The organism is Pseudomonas sp. HS6, from assembly GCF_023375815.1.
Classification (GTDB): Bacteria; Pseudomonadota; Gammaproteobacteria; order Pseudomonadales; family Pseudomonadaceae; genus Aquipseudomonas.
The window spans coordinates 496515-520482 of sequence record NZ_CP067412.1 but is presented as its reverse complement, the minus strand read 5'-3'; the positions used below and the strand labels follow the sequence as shown (position 1 = coordinate 520482).

Here is a 23968-nt window from a genome sequence, read left to right as displayed (position 1 = left end):
ACGTGCCACTACTGAAAAAAATGACAACTGTCGAGTGAAAGAAAAGATAGAAATGGAGGTGGTGTTTTTATGGCGCCAATAAATCGGCGAAAGGGCAGGAGGTTTTTTTGACGTCGTGCGAGCTGCACGACTCTTTCTCTAAAGAGTCGTGCAATGGGCATGCTTTATTCCGGGGCGTGGTCGCGCAGAAACACCAGATTGTCCGGTTTCGACTGTTCGGCGCTGTAGCGATAACCCTGAACATCGAACTGTTTGAGGGCGGCCGGATCGTTAATGCGCTCCTGGATAACGAAGCGGCTCATCAGGCCTCGAGCCTTCTTGGCGTAGAAGCTGATGATCTTGTACTGGCCATTTTTCAGGTCCTTGAACTCGGTGTTGATGATCCGCGCGTTCAGGGCTGTGCGTTTGACCGCCGAGAAGTACTCGTTGGACGCCAGGTTCAGCAGCACATCATCGCCCTGATCGGCCAGCGCTTCGTTCAGCCATTCGCTGATGCGCGTGCCCCAGAATGCGTACAAGTCCTTGCCGCGGGCGTTAGGCAGTTTGGTGCCCATTTCCAGGCGATAAGGTTGCATCAGGTCGAGCGGGCGCAGCAGGCCGTAGAGGCCGGAGAGCATGCGCAGATGTTGTTGCGCGTAATCGAAATCGGCTTCGCTGAAGCTCTGGGCGTCGAGTCCGGTGTAGACGTCACCCTTGAAGGCCAGCAGCGCCTGTTTGGCGTTCTCGGTGGTGAACGCAGGCGTCCAACTGCCGAAACGCGCGGCGTTAAGGCCACCGATCTTGTCGGAGACGTGCATCAGATCGCTGATCTGCGCAGGCGTCAGCTCGCGCAATTGCTGGATCAGCTCCTGGGAATGGTCGAGGTACTGCGGCTGGGTGAAGCGCTGGGTCGCCGGCGGTGTTTCGTAATCGAGGGTCTTGGCGGGGGAAATCACCATCAGCATGAAGTCGTCTCCTTTAATCGTGGGGGCGATTCTAGGGGGTTGGGGCGGATGACTCCAGCTATCAGGCTCATAGGTGATCGGTGGTGTGTCGCCTACCCTGTGGGAGCGAGCTTGCTCGCGATGAGGGCATGTCAGTCGCCGAAATTGTCGTCCGGTATATCGCCATCGCGAGCAAGCTCGCTCCCACAGGGGTATGTGTGCCTGCGGGAATTGGTTGTGGATCAGCTATAGTGCCGCGCGGGTTTTGTTATGGAGACACCCCTTTGCGCATTGTTCTTTTATTCACCGTGTGGCTGTTGAGCTTCGGGGCTGTTGCGGCGCCGGGCGATATTGCCACGCTCGATCGCAGCACCTGGCCGGAGAAACTCGACAACCCGACCCTGTTCGACGTCGCCTCGCGGGCGGAAATCCTGATGTTCGCCCGGAGCCTGCTGGGCAGCGAAGCGCTGGATGAGGCCGCGCTGGCCCAGCGCCTGGGGCTGCGCACAGTCAATCTGGACGCGATCAACAGCCTGCGTGCGCGTTTATGGCAGCGGCTACTGACCAACTACAACTTCGCTCAACAGAGTTGCGATCAGGACGCCTCCTTCTGCTTCCTCGTCGAAGACCTGCCGACCCTGCGTGAGCAGGCGGCCAAGTTCGTGGTCAGCGATGAAAGCTATTACACCAAGTGGGCCGAGCCGAGCCGGATCTTCCATCTGCAATACTTGGATGAACTGCTGCGCAAGGCAGCGCTGTCGCCGCAAACCACCAGCGAAGTCGATCATTTCGGCGACTACGAGCGCAATGGCGACGAGATGCACGACCGGCTGTTCCTGCTGAGTTTCGACAGCGCCGCGAACCTGCAGCCGGACAACACCGACTGGATCGCCGACTACCTGCGCAAATCCAGTCTGAGCGGCACCTTCTTCTTGCTGGGCAAGGATGTGCAGGCGCGGTTGGCGGATCGCTCGGTGAACAACCTGCAATCGGAATTCTCGAAACTCTGCGTGGGTGTGCAGGGCTGGGAGTTTCGCTCCCACAGCCACTGGCAGGACTGGCAGGATTCGGTGCGCCGCAGTGCCGATCTGGTGAAAAACAAGTTGCCGGAAAACTACGTGCCGCTGTTCCGTCCGCCGGAGGGTCAGCGCCGCAGCGATGCTGGCAGTTTCTTCCGCAATCAGGGCCTGCAAGTGGCGCTGTGGGACATCGATGCCCAGGACGGCGCGGGCAAGCTCAAGGGCAATCCGAGCGCACAGCGGGTGCTGACCCTGATGCTGTTGTGGCGTCACGGGGTGATCAATTTCAACATGAAGCAGGATGCGGTGAAGACGGCGTTGCCGTGGCTGATCACGCAAACCGCACAAAGCGGCATCGGCTGGGAAGACTGTCAGGACGCTTTTCGCTGACAAACGGCAAGAGCCCGGAAACATTGGGCTTGGAGTGAATTTTTTGCAGAATTTGATGCAGGCGGACTTCCGACTCTAACGGGGGCGGGGCGGTCCGCCAAGGGCTTTTCGTCACTTTGCAAAATAAACTTCAAAAAAGCGTCAAAGTGCTTTTTTCTGTCACGGGTTTTGGAGTATTACGAAGTCAGACCGCCGAAACCTGCAACACAGGTGGCGTCTCCCAAGACCCATTTTGTGTGCAGTTCACCTGCTTCCCCAACAAAAGCTACGCAGGTGGATTCGGCAGTCACTTCGAGGCGCAGCACCGCCCAGGTATTGCGTCGAATGGCTCCCACAAAGGTGACCGAGTATGGATGATCACGGACGTAGCCCTTCCTCCAACCAGCCAATCCTTTATGTACTCGATACCAACGTACTGATTCACGATCCAAACGCCCTGCTGAATTTCGAAGAACACCACGTCGCGATCCCGATGACCGTGCTTGAAGAGCTGGACAAACTCAAGAGCGGGCATCACAGCGTGGCCGCCGAATGCCGCCAGGCCATCCGGCTGATCGACAAGACGCTGGGCGATGCCTCGCCCGAAGACGTCGAGCAAGGGGTGCCGATCCAGCGCGGAAAGAGCGGGCCAAAGGGGTTGCTGTCAATTTTGATGAGCAAGCAGGCGGAGTCGAACCTGATTCTGCCCGAGCACCTGAACGACAACAAAATCATCAACCAGTTGATCGATCTGCACGCCCGTGATCCGAAGAAACCGGTGGTGCTGGTCACCAAAGACATCAACATGCGCCTCAAGGCGCGCGCCTGCGGGATCGCGGCCGAGGACTACAGCACCGACCAGTTGGTCGACGACGTGTCCCTGCTGCCCAACGGTTATCACAACATGACCGGCTCTTTCTGGGACTTAGTGAGCAAGGTCGAAACCCGTCAGGATCATGGCCGCACCTGGCACCAGGTGAAGCTGATCGACAACCTGCCTGCCGTCCATATCAACGAATTCATCATTGATGAACAGGGCTTCGTTGGCTGGATCAAGGAGATTGAAGAAGACCGCCTGCTGATTCTCGATCTGCACCAGGAACCTTTGCTGCATCAGGAAGCCTGGGGTCTGAAGCCGCGTGACATCTACCAGAGCCTGGCGCTGTACGCCTTGCTCGACCCTGACATTCATCTGGTCAACCTGTCCGGCGCCGCCGGTTCCGGCAAGACCATCCTGGCGCTGGCCGCTGCGATCGAGCAGACCATGGTCAGCAAGCGTTATCGCCGCATCATCGCGACCCGCAGCGTGCAGGGTCTGGACCAGGAAATCGGCTTCCTGCCCGGCACCGAGGCGGAAAAAATGGAGCCGTGGCTGGGCGCCATCACCGACAACCTCGAAGCCTTGCACATGGATGACGAAAACACCCATGGCAGCGTCGACTACATCCTCAGCAAAGTGCCGTTGCAGTTCAAATCGCTCAACTACATTCGCGGTCGCAGCTTCCAGCAGAGCCTGATCCTGATCGACGAATGCCAGAACCTCACGCCGCACCAGATGAAAACCATCATCACCCGGGCTGGCGCCGGTTCCAAAGTGGTGTGCCTGGGCAACCTGGCACAGATCGACACCCCTTACCTGTCCGCGACCAGTTCCGGGCTGACCTACCTGACCGAACGCTTCAAAGACTTCCCCAACGGTGTGCACATCACGCTGCAAGGGGTGCCACGTTCGATTCTGGCCGAATACGCCGAATCGCATCTGTAACCCGCCAAACGAACCGGGCGACTGCAAAGTCGCCCGGTTTTTTATGTGCGGAATTTTGACCCGCAGGTTTACAATCGGTGCTCCTGATCAGGAGTAATCCCGTGCTGACTCATCTCGATTCCCAAGGTCGCGCCAACATGGTCGACGTCACCGAAAAAGCCGTGACGTTCCGCGAGGCGACGGCCCAAGCGCTGGTGCGCATGCTGCCCGATACTCTGCAGATGATCGTCAGCGGCGGCCATCCCAAGGGCGACGTGTTCGCCGTGGCGCGCATCGCCGGCATTCAGGCGGCAAAGAAAACCAGTGACCTGATTCCGCTGTGCCATCCGCTGATGCTCACCGGCGTCAAAGTCGAGCTCAGCGCCGAAGGCGACGATGCCGTGCGCATCGTGGCTCGTTGCAAGCTGTCCGGGCAGACCGGTGTCGAAATGGAAGCGCTGACCGCCGCCAGCGTCGCCGCACTGACGATCTACGACATGTGCAAAGCCGTGGATCGGGGCATGACCATCGAAAGCGTGCGTCTGTTGGAGAAAGTCGGCGGCAAGAGCGGGCATTTCCAGGCGGAGCAGCCATGAACCTGACCGTGAAATTTTTTGCCCGTTACCGTGAGGCGCTGGGCGTGGATTCGGTGAAGGTCGAGGGCGATTTCGCAACGGTCGACGACGTGCGCGCATTGCTCGCCAGGCGTGACGGCGCCGAGGTGTTGAGCGAACAGAATCTGATGTGCGCGCGCAACGAAGACCTTTGCCAGCTCGACGAACCGGTGGTCGATGGCGACGAAGTGGCGTTTTTCCCCACCGTGACCGGAGGCTGAGACATGGCGATTCGTGTGCAGTCCACGGCTTTCGATCCCGGTGCTGAAGTCAACGCGATGCACGCGGCCAATGTCGGCGTCGGCGCGGTGGTGAGTTTTGTCGGCTACGTGCGCGACTTCAACGATGGGCTCGATGTCGCCGGGATGTTCCTCGAACACTATCCGGGCATGACCGAAAAGGCCCTGGGCAAGATTGCCGTCGAGGCCGAGCAGCGTTGGCCGTTGTTGAAACTGGAAGTGCTGCACCGCATCGGCGCGCTGGAGCCGGGCGAACCGATCGTGTTCGTCGGCGCCGCCAGCGCCCATCGTCAGGCGGCATTCGACGCCTGCGCCTTCGTCATGGATTACCTGAAAACCCGCGCGCCATTCTGGAAGAAAGAGAACACCAGCGACGGCCCGCGCTGGGTCGAGGGTCGTGACAGCGATCATGCCGCTGCGGATCGCTGGAAGCAGTAAATCCTCTCCTCAATCAATCTCCCCTCGACTCCCGACCATCGGCTGACGCCGATGGCGTTTGTCCAATTGACGGCTTGTACGTAAAAGTCCAGTATGGATTTACAAGTACAAATAAAGTATTTCCCCGATTCAGCTCTTTCTTCTGTCTTGCCAAACCAACAACAACCCGCGAGAGAACGAACATGAAGAAATTCCCCCTCATCACCGGTCTGGCGCTGAGCCTGTTGGCGTGCAGTAGCGTGTTTGCCGCCGAGAAAACCCTGCGCATCGGTATCGAAGCGGCTTATCCGCCCTTCGCCTCAAAGACCGACCAAGGTGAAATCGTCGGTTTCGACTACGACATCGGCAATGCCCTGTGCGCGCAGATGCAGGTCAAGTGCGTGTGGGTCGAGGGCGAGTTCGACGGTCTGATTCCTTCCCTGAAAGTGAAGAAAATCGACATGGCGCTGTCGTCCATGACCATCAACGAAGACCGCAAGAAGTCCGTGGACTTCACCCACAAGTACTATTTCACCTCGTCGCGGCTGGTAATGAAGGAAGGCGCGACCGTCGATGACCAGTACGCCAGCCTCAAGGGCAAGACTGTCGGCGTGCAGCGTGCGACCACCACTGATCGCTACGCCACCGAGGTGTTCGAGCCTAAGGGCATCAACGTCAAGCGCTATGGCAACAACGAAGAAATCTACATGGACCTGGCGGCCGGGCGTCTCGATGCGATTTTTGCCGATACCATCCCTCTGAACGATTTCCTGTCGATGCCTCGGGGCAAGGGTTACGCGTTTGTCGGGCCGGAACTGAAGGATCCGAAATACGTGGGCGAGGGCGCCGGGATTGCGGTGCGCAAGGGCAACGCCGAACTGGTCAGCCAGCTGAACACCGCCATCGACGGCATTCGCGCCAGTGGCGAGTATCAGAAAATTTCCGAGAAGTACTTCAAGTCGGACATCTACGGCGACTGATAGTCCGCCATCGCTGGCAAGCCAGCTCCCACAGTGCCCGCGTCGTACACAAAATATGTGATCACCGCTGAATCTGTGGGAGCTGCGGTGCGACGATTCGACTTGCCAGCGATGAGGCCGTAACATTCACCGCAAATCTTCAGCCCTTCAATTCCTTCAAATGCTTGTACACCGTCGCCCGCCCCATGTTCAGCACATTGGCCACATAGTTCGAGGCGCTCTTGCCCTTGAACGCCCCTTCGGCGTGCAGTGCCAGCACCAGTTCGCGTTTGTGATCGCGGGTCAGCAGATTCAGGCTCAGTTGCCGCTCGCGTAGCCAGGCGTGCAGGAAGGTGTTGATCCGTTCTTGCCAGTCATCGCGAAACAGTGAATCCGGTTGCGGAATCAGTTTGCTCGGCGAGAGGAACAGATCCAGCGCGGCTTTGGCGTTCTCGAACAGCGAAATATTCAGGTTGATGCACAACACCGCCAGCGGATGCCCTTCGCTGTCGCGTAGCACCGTGCTCAGGCTGCGAATCTTCTGGCCGTCCCAATTGAGCTTTTCGTACGGGCCGATGTTCCGTTCGCTGACGTCGTCGCTGAGCATGTCTTCCAGCGACGATTCATCGCCGATCACCCGTTTCGACAGGTTGTTGGCGATGTAGTCGACCTTCTGCGTGCGCAGGTCATGCAACACCACTTCGGCGTGGGGAAAGAACAGGGTGGCGATGGCGTCGGCGATGGCGTGGAAGTTATCCAGCGCGGCGTCATTCAGCTCAGGAGATTGTTCGGGGGCGGTCATAACTGTGGAGCTCCAGGCAACGTCAACGCCCCCGTGGTCCGGGGGCGTTGCGAGTGTGCCGCAATCCGTTGGGCGCGTCATCCGGGGGCGGTCAGGCCAGACGGGCAGGGGAGAGCATGGCGGCGGACAGACCGAACTGCTTGAGGTGCTCGGGCAGCGACTCACCACGCACCAGCGCCGCGCTGGCCTGGCCCATGGCCGGCGAAGTCTGGATGCCGTAACCGCCCTGGGCCGCGACCCAGAACAGTCCTGGCACCTGTGGATCGAACCCGGACAACAAATCACCGTCGGCGACGAAACTGCGCAGGCCGGCCCAGGTGCGGGTCGGGCGGCGGATGGTCAGAGTCGTCGCTTCTTCGATCTGGTAGATGCCCATGGCGATGTCCAGTTCTTCGGGCTGCACGTCGTGCGGCTCGACCGGGTCGGCGTTGGCCGGGGAGCCGAGGAACATGCCGGCGTCGGGCTTCATGTAGAACGATTCGTCGAGGCTGACCAGCATCGGCCAGTGGTGAATGTTCACGCCTTCGGGGCCGGCGAAGATGAACGCTGCGCGACGTTTCGGTTGCAGGCCCAGCGACCGGGCGCCGGCCAGGGCACCGACTTTGTCGGCCCAGGCGCCTGCGGCGTTGATCACGACGGGAGCGCTGAACGTCTGGCCGTTGGTCTGCACTTGCCAGACGCCGTCGGCATCACGGCTCAGCCCGAGCACTTCGCAATCGGTCAGGACTTGCCCGTTGTTGCGGCGGATACCGCGCAAATAGCCTTGATGCAGAGCGTCGGTGTCGATGTCGCTCGCGGTTGGGTCATAGATCGCGCCGTGGACCTTTTCCCGGCGCAGGATCGGCAGCCGCACGCAGGCTTCTTCAGCACTGAGCAACTGCATTTCCGGCACCGTGGCTTTGGCGCTGAGGTATTGATTGTTCAGTTCGGCGGCGTCACCGGTGAAATCCACAGTCATTTCACCGCGCGGAGTCAGTAGCGAGTGTTCACAGAAGCCGCTGGGCGGATGGTCGAAAAATTCGCGGCTGGCCTGGGTCAATGCCCGCACTTGCGGGTTGCCGTAAGCGGCGGAGTAGAGCGCGGCCGAGCGCCCGGTGGAGTGATAGGCCGGATGCGATTCGCGCTCCAGCACCACGACCTTGCCATGTTGCGACAGCCAGAAACCGGTGGACGCGCCAGCAATCCCGCCGCCGATGATGATGAAATCTGCATGACTCATGAAAATCTCCGGTGTCAGCGCTGCAATTGATAAAGGGCGTTGGCCAGGGCGATGTCTTCCAGACCCAGACCGATGGAGCGGAAGAACACGTGACGGTCGTAACCGGGGCGCTGCACTTTCTCGCTGAGCAGATCCGCGAGGTCACCGATGATCGCGCTGTTGTCCCAGCCATGTTGTTCACTGGCGATCAGCATTTCACCCGCCGAACCCGGCGTGGTCAGACGATAGTCGCAGAACACCTGCATGTCGTTGAGGCTCTGCGGCGGCACTTCGTGGGCGCGCGGTGCGTTGGTGCTGATCGAGGTGATCAGCGTCGGTTTGCTCAAGGTTGCCGGGTCGATCACAGGTCCTGCGGAGGAGGTGCAGAGCATGATCACGTCTGCGTCGGCAAGGGCGGCCTCGCGGCTGTCAGCGATGCTCACGCGCGGATCGAGGGTTTGCAGCAGGCTGGCGGTTGCCGCGTCTTCGCTCAACGTGGGTGAATACACGCGGATGCTATGCCATTCGCGCAACGTCTTGACGTAATGCAGGTGCGCCTGGGCGACCTTGCCGCTGCCGATGATCGCCAGGCGCGAGGCTTTCAAAGGGGCGAGGGCGTCGACGGCGACAGCTGTGGTTGCAGCCGTGCGGGCAGTGGTCAGTTCGCCGGCATCGCAGAGCAGCAGCGGCTGACCGGTCTGCATCGACATCAGCAGCGTCCACGCCGTCACCAGTGGGCCTTGTTCGCGAACGATGTACGGCGAAGTCTTGACCCCGTACACGCCGTCCTCGGCCAGCACGCCCAGATAGTTGATGAAGTCCCCGGCGCCCTGGGGGAATTCCACCAGTTGCTGCGCCGGTTGCACCGCATGCCCTGCCGCCAGGTCACGGAACAGCTTGCGCAGGATCTGCGGTACATCGATCCGGGCCAGAAGCTCACGGGCCTGGGTTTGATCAATCACGTACGGCGTACTGGACATGTCGGATTCCGGAAGTTGTGTGTAAACTAATTTGTCCATTATGGACTTTTAGTTTTATTGAACAATATCCGGGCGAAAAAAAAGCGCAGTCCGTTGCCGGCTGCGCTTCTCTTTATGGCGTCGCTTACTGTGGGCGCTTGCGCTCAACCGCCCGCAATAGATGCGTCGGCGGCGTTTCACAGCTGATCTTGCGACCCAGTTTTTCTTCGATGGACGGCAACTGGTAGGAGTCGTCCTCACCGGCGAAGCTGATCGACACGCCATCGGCGCCAGCACGACCGGTACGGCCGATGCGGTGCACGTAGTCGTCCGGGACTTCCGGCAGGGTGAAGTTGATCACGTGGCTGATGCCGTCGATGTGGATGCCGCGACCGGCCACGTCGGTGGCGACCAGCACGCGGATCTTGCCTTCGCGGAAACCTTCCAGCGTCTTGATCCGCTTGTGCTGCGGCACGTCGCCGGACAGTTGCGCGGCGTTGATACCGTCACGTACCAGGCGTTCTTCGATGCGCCGCACTTCATCCTTGCGGTTAGCGAACACGATGACCCGCTCCCAGCCGTTGTCGTTGACCAGGTTGAAGAGCAGTTTGTATTTGTCGGCACCGGCCACCGCGTAGATGTGCTGTTCGACGTTCTCGTTGGCCACGTTGGTGACTTCGATTTCGACGATGGCAGGGTCGGTGGTCCACTGCTTGGCGAGGTTCATCACGTCTTCGGTGAAAGTCGCGGAGAACAGCAGGGTCTGGCGTTCGCTTTTCGGTGGGGTCTGTCGAATGATCTGCCGCACTTGCGGGATGAAGCCCATGTCGAGCATGCGGTCGGCTTCGTCCAGCACCATCACTTCGACCATGTCCAGGTGCACGTCACCGCGCTGGTTGAAGTCGAGCAGACGGCCCGGGGTGGCGACGAGGATGTCGCAGTGGCGGGCTTCGAGGTGCTTGAGCTGCTTGTCGAAGTCCATTCCGCCGACGAACGTCATGACGTTGAGGCCGGTGTACTTGGTCAGGTCGGCGGCGTCCTTGGCGATCTGCACCACCAGCTCACGGGTCGGCGCGATGATCAGTGCCCGTGGCTCGCCCATGTAACGCTCTTTCGGCGGCGGGGTCTGCAACAGCTGGGTGATGATCGAGATCAGGAACGCGGCGGTCTTGCCGGTACCGGTCTGGGCGCGACCGATGGCGTCTTTGCCGGCGAGGGTGAAGCCCAGCACCTGCGCCTGGATCGGCGTGCAATACGGGAAACCCAGGTCCTGGATGGCGTGCATCAGTTCCGGGGCGAGTTTGAAATCGTGGAAACGGGTCTTGCCTTCCTGTGGCTCGACGACGAAGTCTTCGAGTTTCCAGGGAATGACCGGCGCCTTGGGCTTCGGTTCGCGGCGTGGTCGGGCCGGTTTAGGCGCTTCGCTGCGGGTGGATTCTGAATCAGGAGCTGCTACAGGAGCGGGTGCCGGTTCGTGTTTCGGTGCGGCTGCAGGAGCCTGGCGGTCGGCCGGTTTGGCATCGCTGCGATGGCCGGGGGCGTGCGACGGCGCACTGGGAGCTGGCGCGAGCTGCTCAGCCTCGCTTTTACCGAACATCTTCTTGAGTGCTTTGAGCACGGTCATCTCATCAATTGGTTAAGGAATGTACGCCGGCCAGTGTAATGCAAGAAACGGGCGCGGCGTAGTGGGATGATCAAAGGGGCCCGACCACAGGAAAATCGAGCCCCGAACGATCAGCGCAGACGTTCGCTCAGCCACACGCCGATGTCGCGAATTTCCTCGGGTAACACTTCGTGCTCCATTGGGTATTCCTGCCATGTCACGGTGACACCATGGGCCTTCAGATACTCATACGCCGTGCGGCCCATCGAGTTCTGCACCACGTTGTCGAACTGGCCGTGGAGTGCCAGCACTGGAATCCGTTGCTGGCTGGCGGACAGCTCCAGTTCGTCGCTGAAGGTCGGCGCGTAGGTCGACAACGCCAGCACGCCGCCCAATGGCCCCTGCCATTTCAAAAACGCGGTGTGATAGACCACCGCGCCGCCCTGGGAAAAGCCGGCGAGAAAAATCCGCGAAGCGTCTATTCCGCTGGCGCGCTGTTGTTCGATCAATTCGATGACGTGATCGGCGGACACCTCCAGCTCATCGCGGTCGATGGCCCGGGCCGGGCTCATGGCCTTGATGTCGTACCAGCTCGGCATGGCATAACCGCCATTTATGGTCACCGGGCGGGTCGGTGCCTGGGGCAAAACGAAGCGCGTGCTCAGCAGGCTTTCCTGCAAGGCCTCGGCCACCGGCAGAAAGTCATAGCGGTCGGCGCCGAGGCCGTGCAGCCAGATCACGCAGGCGTCGGCTGCCTTAACAGGCTGAAGAATCAAGGGCTCGGTCATGGCTGCTCCAAAAATGTGCGGGCGCTCTCATTAAGTGCGTGATGGGGGGGCGCGCCCGGTTGATCCGTTAAGAAGATGTCGCAAGGCTACAAGTTTTGCTATTGACCTGTCGCTCAATCGCTTCAGCGAGCTGTGTGGTACGGGCTTTGCTATGAGGTAGTCGTGCAATCGATCTCGCGCCTGGCGGTAACACTATCAGTGAACGCTCGGCGACGGGATAGCAAAGAATCCGGTGATGGATGTTCGCCAATGGCCGCAATGGGCTCCGCGAACGTGAAAGGGCTACAGCCCGTTCGGCCGACTGGTGAGAAGTGAGTTGTCCATGATGTGGATTTTCTCCTACTAGACTCATAGCTAAGGTCTTACGTCGGTTGACCCCATAAAAAGCCAACACGGGTCAACAACGCCTCAAAAGGGTGCGACTGGACTCAAGCTCCGACACAACAAGAGCAAAACTGGAGGTTTGAATGAAGATGTTGAAATCCACTCTGGCGGTCGTGACTGCTGCTGCAGTCCTCGGCGTCAGCGGGTTCGCTCAGGCGGGTGCAACCCTGGATGCGGTACAGAAGAAAGGTTTCGTGCAGTGTGGCGTCAGCGACGGTCTGCCAGGTTTCTCCGTACCGGATTCGACCGGCAAGATCCTCGGCATCGACGCCGACGTCTGCCGTGCCGTGGCCGCTGCTGTGTTCGGCGATGCGACCAAGGTCAAGTTCAGTCAGTTGAACGCCAAGGAGCGCTTCACTGCTCTGCAGTCCGGCGAGATCGACATCCTGTCGCGCAACACCACCATGACCAGTTCCCGTGACGCGGGCATGGGCCTGAAATTCCCTGGCTTCATCACTTACTACGACGGCGTGGGCTTCCTGGCCAACAACAAGCTGGGCGTGAAAAGTGCCAAGGAACTCGACGGCGCGACCATCTGCATTCAAGCCGGTACCACCACCGAGCTGAACGTGTCCGACTACTTCCGCGCCAACGGCCTGAAGTACACCCCGATCACTTTCGACACCTCCGATGAAAGCGCCAAGTCGCTGGAATCCGGTCGTTGCGACGTGCTGACCTCCGACAAGTCCCAACTGTTCGCCCAGCGCAGCAAGCTGGCCTCGCCGAAGGACTACGTGGTTCTGCCGGAAACCATTTCCAAGGAACCTCTGGGCCCGGTCGTGCGTAACGGCGACGACGAGTGGCTGGCCATCGTGCGCTGGGTCGGCTACGCGCTGCTCAACGCTGAAGAAGCCGGCGTCACGTCGAAAAACGTACTCGAAGAAGCCAAGTCCACCAAGAACCCGGACGTCGCCCGTCTGCTGGGTGGCGACGGCGAGTACGGCAAGGATCTGAAACTGCCGAAGGACTGGGTTGTGAAAATCGTTTACCAGGTGGGTAACTACGGCGAAATCTTCGAGAAAAACCTCGGCAAGAGCACTCCGCTGGAAATCGACCGTGGCCTGAACGCGCTGTGGAACAACGGCGGCATTCAGTACGCACCACCAGTGCGCTAATGGTTCTATCACCCGGCGGGCCAACCGCCGGGTGATGTTCTGTTCCATTTCTTGCGGGGCACTTCATGCAAAATTCAATCGGCGCACCAAAGCAGAGGTTCAGCCTCAGCGATCCACGTGTGCGTGCGTGGCTATTCCAGATCATCACCGTTGTGGCGGTGGTCGCCATGGGCTGGTATCTGTTCGACAACACCCAGACCAACCTTCAGCACCGGGGCATCACGTCCGGGTTCAGCTTTCTGGAGCGCAGTGCCGGGTTCGGTATCGCTCAACACCTGATTTCCTACACCGAAGCGGACAGCTATGCCCGCGTGTTCGTGATCGGTCTGCTCAACACCTTGCTGGTGACCTTCATCGGCGTGATCCTGGCAACTTTGCTGGGTTTCATCATCGGTGTGGCGCGCCTGTCGCCGAACTGGATCATCAGCAAACTGGCGACCGTGTATGTGGAAGTTTTCCGCAACATTCCGCCGCTGCTGCAAATCCTGTTCTGGTATTTCGCGGTGTTCCTGACCATGCCGGGGCCGCGTAACAGCCACAACTTTGGCGACACTTTCTTCGTCAGCAGCCGTGGCCTGAACATGCCGGCCGCGCAGATGGCCGACGGCTTCTGGGCGTTCGCGATCAGTGTCGTGGTGGCCATCGTCGGCATCGTGCTGATGAACCGCTGGGCCAACAAGCGTTTTGAAGAAACCGGCGAGCCGTTCCACAAGTTCTGGGTCGGTCTGGGAATCCTGCTGGTCATCCCGACGCTGTGTGCGCTGATCTTCGGGGCGCCGCTGCATTGGGAAATGCCGAAGCTGCAAGGCTTCAACTTCGTCGGCGGCTGGGTGCTGATCCCGGAACTGCTGGCCCTGACCCTGGCCCTGACCGTTTATACCGCGGCGTTTATCGCCGAGATCGTGCGTTCGGGGATCAAGTCGGTCAGCCATGGCCAGACCGAAGCGGCCCGTTCGCTCGGCCTGCGCAACGGTCCGACCCTGCGCAAGGTGATCATCCCGCAAGCGTTGCGCGTGATCATTCCGCCGCTGACCAGCCAATACCTGAACCTGGCGAAGAACTCCTCGCTGGCGGCCGGTATCGGTTACCCGGAAATGGTTTCGCTGTTCGCCGGCACCGTGTTGAACCAGACCGGCCAGGCGATCGAAGTCATTGCCATCACCATGAGCGTGTACCTGGCGATCAGTATCAGCATTTCCCTGCTGATGAACTGGTACAACAAGCGCATTGCGCTGATCGAGCGGTAAGGAATAGCGCATGAGTACTCATACTTTCAAACCCGACATGCCACCGCCGGCCAAGGTCTTCGGCCCGATGGCGTGGATCCGCGCGAACATGTTCTCCAGCTGGCTCAACACCCTGCTGACCCTGTTTGCGTTCTACTTGATCTATCTGGTGATTCCGCCACTGCTCAGCTGGGCGATCTTCGATGCCAACTGGGTCGGCACCACCCGCGACGACTGCACCAAGGCGGGCGCCTGCTGGGTGTTCATCGAGCAGCGTTTCGGCCAGTTCATGTACGGCTACTACCCGGCGGATCTGCGCTGGCGCGTGGACCTGACCGTGTGGCTGGCGGTCATCGGCGTAGCTCCGCTGTTCATCAAACGCGTTCCGCGCAAAGCGATGTACGGTCTGAGCTTCCTGGTGGTGTATCCGATCGTTGCCTGGTGCCTGCTGCATGGCGGCGTCTTCGGCCTCGACACCGTGGCGACCAGCCAGTGGGGCGGCCTGATGCTGACCCTGGTGATCGCCACCGTCGGTATCGCCGGTGCGTTGCCGCTGGGGATCATGCTGGCGCTGGGACGACGCTCGAACATGCCGGCCATTCGTGTGGTCTGCGTGACGTTCATCGAGTTCTGGCGCGGCGTGCCGCTGATCACCGTGCTGTTCATGTCGTCGGTGATGCTGCCGCTGTTCCTGCCTGAAGGCATGAACTTCGACAAGCTGCTGCGGGCACTGATCGGCGTGATCCTGTTCCAGTCGGCCTACGTCGCCGAAGTGGTGCGCGGCGGTCTGCAAGCGATCCCCAAAGGTCAGTACGAAGCCGCTGCCGCGATGGGCCTCGGTTACTGGCGCGCCATGGGCCTGGTGATTCTGCCGCAAGCCCTGAAACTGGTGATTCCCGGCATCGTCAACACCTTCATCGCGCTGTTCAAGGACACCAGCCTTGTGATCATCATCGGCCTCTTTGACCTGCTCAACAGCGTCAAGCAAGCCGCTGCCGATCCGAAATGGCTGGGCATGGCCACCGAAGGCTACGTGTTCGCCGCCCTGGTGTTCTGGATTTTCTGTTTTGGTATGTCGCGCTATTCCATGCATCTGGAACGCAAGCTCGACACTGGCCACAAGCGTTAGGAGTTTTTTCGATGAGCGAAGCAATCAAAAAGCCAGTGGGCCCTGAAGGCATCATTCAGATGCAGGGCGTGAACAAGTGGTATGGCCAGTTCCACGTGCTGAAAGACATCAACCTCAACGTCAAGCAGGGCGAGCGTATCGTGCTGTGCGGCCCGTCGGGCTCTGGCAAGTCCACCACCATCCGCTGCCTGAACCGTCTGGAAGAGCACCAGCAGGGCCGCATCGTGGTCGATGGCGTCGAACTGACCAACGACCTCAAGCAAATCGAAGCGATCCGCCGTGAAGTCGGCATGGTGTTCCAGCACTTCAACCTGTTCCCGCACCTGACCATTCTGCAGAACTGCACCCTGGCGCCGATGTGGGTGCGCAAGATGCCCAAGCGCAAGGCTGAAGAAATCGCGATGCACTATCTGGAGCGCGTACGCATTCCGGAACAGGCGCACAAGTTCCCGGGGCAACTGTCCGGCGGTCAGCAACAGCGTGTGGCGATTGCCCGCGCGCTGTGCATGAAACCGAAAATCATGCTGTTCGACGAACCGACCTCGGCGCTCGACCCGGAGATGGTGAAGGAGGTTCTCGACACCATGATCGGCCTGGCCGAAGACGGCATGACCATGCTCTGCGTAACCCATGAAATGGGCTTCGCTCGTACCGTGGCCAACCGCGTGATCTTCATGGACAAAGGCGAAATCGTCGAGCAGGCGGCACCGAACGACTTCTTCGACAATCCGCAGAATGAGCGGACGAAGTTGTTCCTGAGTCAGATTCTGCATTGATATCAGATGGGTAAAACCAACCCGGCCTTGTGCCGGGTTGGTTTTTTGGGGATCAGGACACGGTGAGAGTTTCGTGTTCTTTGTGGACGGTGTGCGTGAAGCCTCTCAAGTCTGCTCCTTCACCGAGAGACTTTGCATCGGTCAGCAAGTACGGATAACGATCCAACAGTCGCATCAGCAGTATCAGTGCTTTGGGAGGCAATATTTCACCGCGCTCGTAGCGAGAGAAAGCGTTATGTCCGCCACCCGACAATAATTGCACAGTCTCTTTTTGCGTAAGGTGTAATTTTCGACGGATACGCCTCATCTCGTCACCGATCATTTGCCTGGCAGCGAATATCAGTTCATCCCCTGCTTCCCCAAAACGTTCTGCGCTGTCAGTGTCGAAGTCCCACTCGACCTCACCGCACTTCTGGCACTCCCAGCCAGAAAGATTATCTACACGGCGCTCCATGCCTTTGACACTCAAGGTTTCGGCGCGACCCTCGAAATGCCTCATTCCCTCACGTGCACCGCAGCTGACACATTGCTGGGTTTTCATGGGTTTTTCTCCTTGAAGGAAATTACCGGTGGGCCGCCTGGGCGGTAGGTCACCTTGATGTAAATCTCCTGATCTTGTGAAGTGATGTGATAAACGTCCTGCCAAACTCGATGATCGTCATAAGTGGTCATGGATTTGTACAACATCCTGTTCTGTAACTCGAAAACGATCTCTTGCATCTCTCTGAAGCTAAAGCCGAGCTTCTCACCGGATTTTGCCGAAGACCTTGTGAAGGCTTTTTTGCCAAGTCGCCTGACCTCAGCCTTGATCACCGCCAAGTCGTAATGGGGTGTGTTCTTTTCCATAAGAAACCAAAACCCTGTCCCTGAAATTACCCTTAAAGGGTAATTTTGACCAATCGAAAATCCCGCTTTATTTGCCTCCCAATCAACCTAGGTGGTTGCCGTCCTACACGGAGCTGACTAACATGTCAGAAAATTCATCCCATGATTGGATGAAAGGGCGAATCCTATGTCAGACATTTCTCCACTTATTAAGCGATCCTTGGTCGATCAGGCCCTGGATCTCTTGCGGCAGCGCATCACCGACGGCACCTGGCAGGTCGGTCAACGCCTGCCGACCGAGCCCGAGCTGTGCGCCGAGCTGGGCATCAGCCGCAACACCGTGCGCGAGGCCATGCGGGTATTGGCGTTCTCCGGGTTGATCGAGATCCGCCAAGGCGACGGCAGCTACCTGCGGGCGGTGGTCGATCCGATGGACACGCTCAAGGCGCTGTCCAAGTGCTCACTGGATCAGGCCCGGGAAACCCGGCACATCCTTGAAGTCGAAGCCATAGGCCTGGCGGCGTTGCGCCGCACCGATGAGGATCTGGCGGGCCTGCGTGAGGCGCTTGGTGTTGCCGGCAGCCACTATCACGGTGATCTCGACAGCTACATCGCCTGTGACCTGGTGTTTCACCGTCGACTGGTGGACGCCGCGCACAACCCGACCCTCAGCGAGCTGTATCGCTATTTCTCCAGCATCGTCGGCGCGCAATTGCGCCAGACCCTGAACATCGTCCCTCGTCGACAGGAAGTCTTCGATTTGCACATCGCCCTGTTCGAAGCCGTCGAACAGCGTGATCCGGAACGGGCCAAAGCCCTGTCGAGGCAACTGATCAATGAACCCTGAAACCGAGAAAACCATGTCCCGCCCTGAAGCCGTCAACGCCCCGAAGCGCACCGCCGAACTGGAGGAGTTGCTGATCGACGCCGAGGCCGACGACGAGCAGGTTCAGCAAAGTCATCCGCTGGTACGTCGCCCGTGGCTGTTGCTGCTGGGGCTGATTCTGGTGGCGTTGAACCTGCGTCCGGCGCTGTCGAGCATGGCGCCGCTGCTCAATGACGTCTCGAAAAGCCTTGGTTTGTCCGCCGCTCAGGCGGGTTTGCTGACGACGTTGCCGGTGCTGTGCCTCGGTCTGTTCGCGCCGTTGGCTCCGGTGCTGGCACGGCGTTTCGGTGCCGAGCGGGTGGTGCTGGGGATACTTCTGACACTGGCCGGCGGCATCATCCTGCGCAGCAACTTCGGTGAAATCGGCCTGTTCGCCGGCAGCGTTCTGGGTGGCGCAAGTATCGGCATCATCGGCGTCTTGCTGCCGGGCATCGTCAAGCGCGACTTCGCCAAACATGCCGGCACCATGACCGGCGTCTACACCATGGCCCTGTGTCTGGGGGCGGCGATGGCAGCGGGTTCCAGTGTGCCGCTGAGCGAACACTTCGACCACAACTGGGCCATGGGGCTCGGCTTCTGGGTGATTCCCGCTCTGATCGCGGCGGTGTTCTGGCTGCCGCAAATCGGCCAGAAGCACGGTGCGCACAACGTTGCGTATCGAGTGCGCGGGCTGCTGCGTGATCCGCTGGCCTGGCAAGTGACCTTGTACATGGGCCTGCAATCGTCGCTGGCCTACATTGTGTTTGGCTGGTTGCCGTCGATCCTCATTGGTCGCGGGCTGACCCCGACCCAGGCAGGTCTGGTGCTGTCCGGCTCGGTGATCATCCAGCTCGCCAGTTCCCTGGCAGCACCGTGGCTGGCCACGCGTGGCAAGGATCAGCGACTGGCGATCGTGGTAGTGATGGCGCTGACCCTCGGCGGACTGTTCGGTTGCCTGTATGCGCCGATCGAAGGGCTGTGGGGCTGGGCGATTCTGCTGGGTCTGGGGCAGGGCGGTACGTTCAGCCTGGCGCTGACCCTGATCGTGCTGCGCTCACGGGATTCCCATGTCGCGGCCAACCTGTCGAGCATGTCCCAGGGCTTCGGCTACACCCTTGCGTCCATGGGGCCGTTCGCGGTCGGCGTGGTGCATGACTGGACCGGCGGCTGGAACGCCGTGGGCTGGATTTTCGGCATCGTCGGTGCCGGTGCGATCCTCGCCGGACTCGGTGCCGGGCGTGCGCTCTACGTGCAGGTCGAAAGCGAAAAGGTCTGACACGCACACACTGTCGGTATTCGGAATGCGAATGCCGATAGTGTTTCGGACGTTTGCGGATTATCGTGCTGGCAATCTGTACCTTTCCTGGAGATTGCCCATGAGTGAAGAAGCCCACAGCGCGTTGATCACCCGTTTTTATCAGGCTTTCCAACGCCTCGACGCCGAGGCCATGGCCGCCTGCTACACCGACGACGTGGTGTTCAGCGATCCGGCCTTCGGCGAACTGCGCGGCCGTGATGCCGGTGACATGTGGCGCATGCTCACTACCCGGGCCAAGGACTTCTCCCTGACCTTCGACAACGTCCGCGCCGACGAGCGCAGCGGCGGCGCCCACTGGGTGGCGACCTACCTCTTCAGCCAGACCGGCAATATCGTCATCAACGATATTCAGGCGCGCTTCGTTTTCCGCGACGGCAAGATCTGCGAACACCACGACCACTTCGATCTGTGGCGCTGGTCGCGTCAGGCAATGGGCTTCAAAGGCCTGCTGCTGGGCTGGACGCCGCTGGTGCGCAACGCCGTCCGCGCCCAGGCGCTGAAAGGGCTGAAGGCCTTTCAGGCAAGTCGCTGATAAGATCGCGGCCTGTTTTCTTTACGTCTGAATTGTCCCGTGACCAGCCTCAGCGAAAATCCTCTCGATGCCGACGTTCCTGTGAGCAAATCCTGGTTCGTCTACCTCGTGCGCGCCGCCAACGGTTCGCTGTACTGCGGGATCAGCGATGATCCCGTGCGCCGTTTCGCCAAGCATCAGAGCGGCAAGGGTGCACGGTTCTTTCTCTCAAGCCCGGCGATGGCGCTGGTCTACACCGAACGCTGCCGCGACAAGGGTGATGCGTTGCGTCAGGAGCGGTTGATCAAGAAGCTGAGGAAGAGTGCGAAGGAGTGTCTGGTGGCGTCTTATCGGCCTGATTGATCAGGTGTTTGCGAACGGTAGTAACAGCTGCACGTTGAAGCGGTGCCTTCAGACAAACTGTGGGCGAAAAAAAACCGCCTTTGCGGGGCGGTTTTTCGGCAAGCATCGGTTTGCGACCGAGCTTGGTGCATCTCACTGAATACACTGGCGTGGCTGAAGACTATTCGCCTTTGCGCCACCAAGCAAGCTTTGAAACATTGATTCCGAAAAAAGCTGTTCTGGATCCATTTGTTTAAACGGCGCTGCAAAAACCTGATTACTATCCGTTTGCTCGCATGCCAGTGCAGCTACTGAGGTCTGGTCGATCGGCGAAACGATTTCACGCCCTCTGACACGGGGTTGCTCCCGTGCCGGAATGATTGTGCGGAGGGATCTTGGTCGGCCGCCTCACTGAATATACTGGCGTGTATTCCGAAGGCGTACGTGGTCCGGTAAGCACGCTGGAGGTTTGGCCCTCAACCGGAGGCCAAAACGTATGAAGCTTTTGCTACGTACTCTGAGCCTCGTATGGAGGTCGTTCAAAGCGTTTCGCTTTTACGAGTTCCTGCGAGATCACTTCGATGACCTGATGTAAGGTCATTGATGTGGGAAAACCGTCTAGGCCTCGGCTGAGGCGGTTTTTTTTCAAGCCATTTTTAGTGCCCTATCAACCTGACTGATCAGTTCCCATCAGCCTGATCCGTAGGCTGCGAACGATTTGCGCGCTAAGCTGCTGATTCACTTTCTTGCGGCGGAGCCGAGCATGTCCGAGTTGATTCTGCATCATTACCCGACCTCTCCATTCGCCGAAAAGGCCCGGCTGCTGTTGGGGTTCAAGGGTTTGTCCTGGCGCTCGGTGCACATCTCGCCGGTGATGCCGAAACCGGATCTGACGGCCCTGACCGGTGGTTATCGCAAGACCCCGGTGCTGCAGATCGGCGCCGATATCTATTGCGACACTTCGTTGATCGCCCGCCGTCTGGAACAGGAAAAGGCCCAGCCTTCGTTCTTCCCGGAAGGTCAGGAAATGATCGCCGCCAGTTTCGCCACCTGGGCCGATTCGGTGGTGTTCCAGCATGCGGTGAGCCTGGTGTTCCAGCCGGAATCGGTGGCGGTACGCTTCGGCAAGTTGCCGCCGGAAGCGATCAAAGCATTTCTGGCCGATCGTGCCGGACTTTTCAGCGGTGGCAGCGCGACCAGGCTGTCAGCCGAGCAGGCCAAGCACAATTGGCCGACCATCATGGCGCGCCTGGAGCAGCAGTTGCAGCGTGAAGAGGGTGACTTCCTGTTCGGTGAGCCGTCGATTGCCGACTTCGCCATGGCCCATCCGCTGTGGTTCCTCAAGGCTACGCACGTCACCGCACCGTTGGTTGATGACTACCCGGCGGTGTCCGCGTGGCTCCAGCGCGTGCTGGGTTTCGGTCACGGTGCGGCCAGCGAGATGAGTTCGGAGGAAGCACTGGAGATCGCGCGCAGTTCGACGCCGGCGGCGTTGCCTGATGAGCAGTTTGTCGATCTGAACGGATTCGAAGCGGGTCAGCAGGTCGTGATCGCGGCCACTGACTACGGCGTTGATCCGGTCGCCGGGGAGCTGGTGTTTGCCGGTCGTGAAGAACTGATCCTGCGCCGTGAGGACGAACGCGGCGGTCTGGTGCATGTGCACTTCCCGCGTTTCGGTTTCCGAATCGAGAAACGCTGAAACAAACGAGGGAGCCGATTGGCTCCCTCATTCATTTCAGTGCGGCGAGAATCTCGTCCGGATCAAACCCGCGAATCAACGTGCCATTGACGTCGATCAGCGGGATCCCGCGCCCGCCCAGCGCTTCGTAGGCCTTGCGCGCCTCGGCGTCCTTCTCGATATCGTATTCCTTGAATGGAATTCCTTTCTGATCAAGAAAACGCTTGGTCTGCTTGCAGTAGCCGCACCAGTCCGTGGTGTACAGCACGACGTTGGCGTTGGCGCGGACCTGCTCGGACGCCATCTGCGACGGGTTGAACACCCGCTCGATCTTGCCCCAGTTCTGATAGACCACGACCACCAGCAGAACCAGTGCGACCTTTTTCAGCACATTGCCGAGCATCAGTTGCGGCGCTTCAGCTGATCGGTGAGCGAAGTTGGCAGGCCTTTGATGACCAGCGTGCCGGCCTCTTCGTCGTATTCGATCTTCGAGCCCAGCAGATGCGCCTCGAAGCTGATCGACAGGCCTTCGGCGCGGCCGGTGAAACGACGGAACTGGTTGAGCGTACGCTTATCCGCCGGGATCTCCGGCGACAAACCATAGTCCTTGTTGCGGATGTGATCGTAGAAGGCCTTCGGGCGTTCTTCGTCGATCAGCTCCGAGAGTTCTTCCAGGCCCATCGGCTCGCCGAGCTTGGCCTGGCTGCTGGCGTAGTCGACCAGGGTTTTGGTCTTCTCACGGGCGGAGTCTTCCGGCAGGTCTTCGCTCTCGACGAAGTCGCTGAAGGCCTTGAGCAACGTGCGGGTCTCGCCCGGGCCGTCGACGCCTTCCTGGCAGCCGATGAAGTCGCGGAAGTATTCCGAGACTTTCTTGCCGTTCTTGCCCTTGATGAACGAGATGTACTGCTTGGACTGCTTGTTGTTCTGCCACTCGGAAACGTTGATCCGCGCCGCCAGGTGCAGTTGCCCGAGGTCGAGATGGCGCGATGGGGTCACGTCCAGTTGATCGGTCACCGCCACGCCTTCGCTGTGGTGCAGCAGGGCGATGGCCAGGTAATCGGTCATGCCCTGTTGGTAATGGGCGAAGAGCACGTGGCCGCCGACGGAAAGGTTCGACTCTTCCATCAGTTTTTGCAGATGCTCGACCGCGACTTTGCTGAACGCGGTGAAGTCCTTGCCGCCTTCCATGTATTCCTTCAGCCAGCCGCTGAACGGGAACGCGCCGGACTCCGGATGGAACAACCCCCAGGCTTTGCCCTGTTTGGCGTTATAGCTCTCGTTGAGGTCGGCGAGCATGTTCTCGATGGCGGCGGATTCAGCCAGTTCAGAGTCACGGGCGTGCAGAACGGCGGGGGTGCCATCGGGTTTTTTGTCGATCAGGTGGACGATGCAATGACGGATCGGCATGGGCTTCTCGGCAAGTGGAAGGGAGGAGGGCGGGCTCCCCCGAAAAAGCGCCCAGTGTACCGCAACCACTGGTTTTGGCGCGGGCTGAAGGGCAATTCGGGGTCATGGCGTGGCGCTTATGCATTTATTTACCGATTTAGCGCAATAAACCTGACCATTTGGCTAGCTAGAGGCGGATATTTCCTTGTCTCTGTGCTAGTTTTGCCCGGTCTTACGCGTAGTCACTGCGTTAAGCGTGCATTCAGCATTTGTCAGGTCGAACCAAACCCTGATTTCGGCATCTATAACCCCGACTCGTCGTGGTTATCGCCGAGGGTGCCAGATCCAGAAGATCGGGCTCGATGGCTGACACTGCACTCTGCAATCCATATGAATTTGATAGGGAAGGAACACTACATGGCTCTTACTAAAGACCAACTGATCGCCGACATCGCTGAAGCTATCGACGCGCCGAAAACCACCGCGCGTAACGCTCTGGACCAACTGGGCCAAATCGTTGCTGATCAGCTGGAAAACGGCGGCGAAATCACCTTGCCAGGTATCGGCAAGCTGAAAGTGACCGAGCGTCCTGCCCGCACTGGCCGTAACCCATCGACTGGCGCTGCCATCGAAATCCCTGCCAAGAAAGTGATCAAGCTGGTTGTGGCCAAAGGCCTGACCGACGCTGTAAACAAGTAAGACGCAGCGATAAAAAAACCGTGCGCCGGAGTGATCCGGGCACGGTTTTTTTGTGCCTGCCGATTGTGTTTCAGCAGTAG

General features: G+C 59.5%; 26 protein-coding genes. 16 read left to right on the top strand and 10 right to left on the bottom strand.

Going from position 1 to position 23968, the window contains the following annotated elements; genetic code table 11:
* Positions 1-164 precede the first annotated feature (164 nt).
* On the bottom strand, positions 165-944 hold the full coding sequence (gene yaaA / locus JJN09_RS02535) for a peroxide stress protein YaaA (protein ID WP_249485400.1): 780 nt from the start codon (positions 942-944) through the stop codon (positions 165-167).
* Between the two features lie 263 nt (positions 945-1207).
* Between yaaA and JJN09_RS02530 the strand changes: the two genes are divergently transcribed.
* The 6 genes from JJN09_RS02530 to JJN09_RS02505 all read left to right on the top strand — a co-directional run bounded on the left by JJN09_RS02530 (position 1208) and on the right by JJN09_RS02505 (position 6305).
* Positions 1208-2332 carry a polysaccharide deacetylase family protein gene (locus JJN09_RS02530; protein ID WP_249485398.1) on the top strand — a complete coding sequence of 375 codons (1125 nt, stop codon included), beginning with the start codon at positions 1208-1210 and terminating at the stop codon, positions 2330-2332.
* A gap of 349 nt (positions 2333-2681) precedes the next feature.
* Positions 2682-4076, top strand: coding sequence for a PhoH family protein (locus JJN09_RS02525; protein ID WP_249485396.1), 1395 nt, complete (start codon positions 2682-2684; stop codon positions 4074-4076).
* Positions 4077-4177: 101 nt separating this feature from the next.
* Positions 4178-4651, top strand: a complete 474-nt coding sequence (moaC, locus tag JJN09_RS02520; protein WP_007957321.1) for a cyclic pyranopterin monophosphate synthase MoaC — start codon at positions 4178-4180, stop codon at positions 4649-4651.
* Positions 4648-4890 (top strand): MoaD/ThiS family protein, encoded by a 243-nt coding sequence (locus JJN09_RS02515; RefSeq protein ID WP_249485394.1) that lies wholly within the window; start codon positions 4648-4650, stop codon positions 4888-4890. Before moaC ends, JJN09_RS02515 begins: the two co-directional genes overlap by 4 nt.
* Positions 4891-4893: 3 nt before the next feature.
* The gene (gene moaE, locus JJN09_RS02510) at positions 4894-5346 is read left to right on the top strand and encodes a molybdopterin synthase catalytic subunit MoaE (protein WP_085711692.1); all 453 of its coding nucleotides are present in this window, start codon (positions 4894-4896) and stop codon (positions 5344-5346) included.
* A gap of 182 nt (positions 5347-5528) precedes the next feature.
* A complete protein-coding gene (locus tag JJN09_RS02505; RefSeq protein ID WP_249485392.1) occupies positions 5529-6305 on the top strand; it encodes an ABC transporter substrate-binding protein in 777 nt (258 codons plus the stop codon).
* Between the two features lie 139 nt (positions 6306-6444).
* Here JJN09_RS02505 and JJN09_RS02500 read toward each other — a convergent pair whose 3' ends face one another.
* From JJN09_RS02500 to JJN09_RS02480, 5 genes are all read right to left on the bottom strand, one after another.
* Positions 6445-7086: a transcriptional regulator gene (locus tag JJN09_RS02500; protein ID WP_249485390.1), complete on the bottom strand. Its 642-nt coding sequence runs from the start codon at positions 7084-7086 to the stop codon at positions 6445-6447.
* A 91-nt stretch (positions 7087-7177) separates the two neighbouring features.
* Positions 7178-8305 carry an FAD-binding oxidoreductase gene (locus JJN09_RS02495; RefSeq protein WP_249485388.1) on the bottom strand — a complete coding sequence of 376 codons (1128 nt, stop codon included), beginning with the start codon at positions 8303-8305 and terminating at the stop codon, positions 7178-7180.
* A gap of 14 nt (positions 8306-8319) precedes the next feature.
* Positions 8320-9264 (bottom strand): ornithine cyclodeaminase family protein, encoded by a 945-nt coding sequence (locus JJN09_RS02490; RefSeq protein ID WP_249485385.1) that lies wholly within the window; start codon positions 9262-9264, stop codon positions 8320-8322.
* Between the two features lie 124 nt (positions 9265-9388).
* A complete protein-coding gene (rhlB, locus tag JJN09_RS02485) occupies positions 9389-10867 on the bottom strand; it encodes an ATP-dependent RNA helicase RhlB (protein ID WP_249485382.1) in 1479 nt (492 codons plus the stop codon).
* A gap of 110 nt (positions 10868-10977) precedes the next feature.
* Positions 10978-11634, bottom strand: a complete 657-nt coding sequence (locus JJN09_RS02480; RefSeq protein WP_249485379.1) for an alpha/beta hydrolase — start codon at positions 11632-11634, stop codon at positions 10978-10980.
* A gap of 467 nt (positions 11635-12101) precedes the next feature.
* Between JJN09_RS02480 and JJN09_RS02475 the strand changes: the two genes are divergently transcribed.
* The 4 genes from JJN09_RS02475 to JJN09_RS02460 all read left to right on the top strand — a co-directional run bounded on the left by JJN09_RS02475 (position 12102) and on the right by JJN09_RS02460 (position 16264).
* Complete coding sequence (locus JJN09_RS02475; RefSeq protein WP_249485377.1) at positions 12102-13133, top strand: amino acid ABC transporter substrate-binding protein; 1032 nt, start codon at positions 12102-12104, stop codon at positions 13131-13133.
* Between the two features lie 65 nt (positions 13134-13198).
* Positions 13199-14380, top strand: coding sequence for an amino acid ABC transporter permease (locus JJN09_RS02470; RefSeq protein WP_249485375.1), 1182 nt, complete (start codon positions 13199-13201; stop codon positions 14378-14380).
* Positions 14381-14390: 10 nt separating this feature from the next.
* Positions 14391-15488: an amino acid ABC transporter permease gene (locus JJN09_RS02465; protein WP_249485373.1), complete on the top strand. Its 1098-nt coding sequence runs from the start codon at positions 14391-14393 to the stop codon at positions 15486-15488.
* Between the two features lie 11 nt (positions 15489-15499).
* On the top strand, positions 15500-16264 hold the full coding sequence (locus JJN09_RS02460) for an amino acid ABC transporter ATP-binding protein (protein WP_008080191.1): 765 nt from the start codon (positions 15500-15502) through the stop codon (positions 16262-16264).
* 52 nt (positions 16265-16316) lie between these two features.
* Here JJN09_RS02460 and JJN09_RS02455 read toward each other — a convergent pair whose 3' ends face one another.
* Both JJN09_RS02455 and JJN09_RS02450 read right to left on the bottom strand, forming a co-directional pair.
* A complete protein-coding gene (locus tag JJN09_RS02455) occupies positions 16317-16805 on the bottom strand; it encodes a type II toxin-antitoxin system MqsA family antitoxin (RefSeq protein ID WP_249485371.1) in 489 nt (162 codons plus the stop codon).
* On the bottom strand, positions 16802-17110 hold the full coding sequence (locus tag JJN09_RS02450) for a type II toxin-antitoxin system MqsR family toxin (protein WP_248738242.1): 309 nt from the start codon (positions 17108-17110) through the stop codon (positions 16802-16804). The genes JJN09_RS02455 and JJN09_RS02450 overlap by 4 nt, the downstream gene beginning before the upstream one ends.
* 166 nt (positions 17111-17276) lie before the next feature.
* Here JJN09_RS02450 and JJN09_RS02445 point away from each other — a divergent pair, with 166 nt between their 5' ends.
* From JJN09_RS02445 to JJN09_RS02425, 5 genes are all read left to right on the top strand, one after another.
* Entirely contained in the window at positions 17277-17936 is a 660-nt protein-coding gene (locus tag JJN09_RS02445) for a FadR/GntR family transcriptional regulator (protein WP_096819192.1), read from the top strand.
* Positions 17926-19230 carry a CynX/NimT family MFS transporter gene (locus tag JJN09_RS02440; protein ID WP_249485369.1) on the top strand — a complete coding sequence of 435 codons (1305 nt, stop codon included), beginning with the start codon at positions 17926-17928 and terminating at the stop codon, positions 19228-19230. The genes JJN09_RS02445 and JJN09_RS02440 overlap by 11 nt, the downstream gene beginning before the upstream one ends.
* 100 nt (positions 19231-19330) lie before the next feature.
* The gene (locus tag JJN09_RS02435; RefSeq protein WP_249485362.1) at positions 19331-19804 is read left to right on the top strand and encodes a nuclear transport factor 2 family protein; all 474 of its coding nucleotides are present in this window, start codon (positions 19331-19333) and stop codon (positions 19802-19804) included.
* A gap of 39 nt (positions 19805-19843) precedes the next feature.
* Entirely contained in the window at positions 19844-20146 is a 303-nt protein-coding gene (locus JJN09_RS02430) for a GIY-YIG nuclease family protein (protein ID WP_064593561.1), read from the top strand.
* Positions 20147-20888: 742 nt separating this feature from the next.
* The gene (locus JJN09_RS02425) at positions 20889-21824 is read left to right on the top strand and encodes a glutathione S-transferase family protein (protein ID WP_249485361.1); all 936 of its coding nucleotides are present in this window, start codon (positions 20889-20891) and stop codon (positions 21822-21824) included.
* Positions 21825-21855: 31 nt separating this feature from the next.
* Here JJN09_RS02425 and JJN09_RS02420 read toward each other — a convergent pair whose 3' ends face one another.
* Together JJN09_RS02420 and yejK are read right to left on the bottom strand one after the other, a co-directional pair.
* Positions 21856-22206, bottom strand: a complete 351-nt coding sequence (locus tag JJN09_RS02420) for a glutaredoxin family protein (RefSeq protein ID WP_249485358.1) — start codon at positions 22204-22206, stop codon at positions 21856-21858.
* The gene (gene yejK, locus JJN09_RS02415; RefSeq protein WP_007957356.1) at positions 22206-23210 is read right to left on the bottom strand and encodes a nucleoid-associated protein YejK; all 1005 of its coding nucleotides are present in this window, start codon (positions 23208-23210) and stop codon (positions 22206-22208) included. Before yejK ends, JJN09_RS02420 begins: the two co-directional genes overlap by 1 nt.
* 396 nt (positions 23211-23606) lie before the next feature.
* On the opposite strand from yejK, the gene JJN09_RS02410 reads away from it, so the two are divergent.
* Positions 23607-23888, top strand: a complete 282-nt coding sequence (locus tag JJN09_RS02410; RefSeq protein ID WP_003221909.1) for an HU family DNA-binding protein — start codon at positions 23607-23609, stop codon at positions 23886-23888.
* Positions 23889-23968: the final 80 nt, after the last annotated feature.